The organism is Treponema sp. R6D11, from assembly GCF_054786075.1.
Window position 1 is genome coordinate 1 of the sequence record NZ_BDHD01000768.1, and the last position, 533, is coordinate 533.

Consider the following 533-nt stretch of genomic DNA (forward strand, 5'->3'; position numbering starts at 1 on the left):
CCCTAAACTTTATACCTACGGCGTAATAAACCCAATGAGCGCTATTGAAAACCTTACAAGCACCACTCTGAGAAACATTATCGGCGAGCTTGAACTAGACGAAACCCTTACCAGCCGCGACATGATCAACACAAGAATGCGCACCGTCCTTGACGAAGCCACCGACCCCTGGGGGATAAAGGTAAACAGGGTGGAAGTTAAAAACATCGCCCCGCCCAAGAGCATTCAAGAGGCGATGGAGAAGCAGATGCGCGCCGAGCGCGAAAGGCGCGAATCGATCCTTAAAGCCGAAGGCGAAAAACAGTCCGCCATTCTTGTCGCCGAAGGCCAGAAAGCGTCCGCCATCTTAAAAGCCGAGGCCGAAAAAGCCGCCGTTATCCTGCAGGCGGAAGCCGCGAAGGAAGCCGCCATCCGCGAAGCCGAAGGCGAGGCGCAGGCCATTCTCAACGTACAGAAAGCCACCGCGGACGGCCTTAATATGATAAAGAGCGTTAACGCCGACGATCCTTTGATTAAACTTAAGAGCCTAGAAG

General features: G+C 53.5%; 1 protein-coding gene. It reads left to right on the plus strand.

Annotation, left to right across the window (positions count from 1 at the left end; all coding sequences use genetic code 11):
* Nucleotides 1-533: SPFH domain-containing protein (locus ACYVTD_RS15985; protein WP_461248672.1), on the plus strand; the 533-nt coding region annotated here is incomplete at both ends.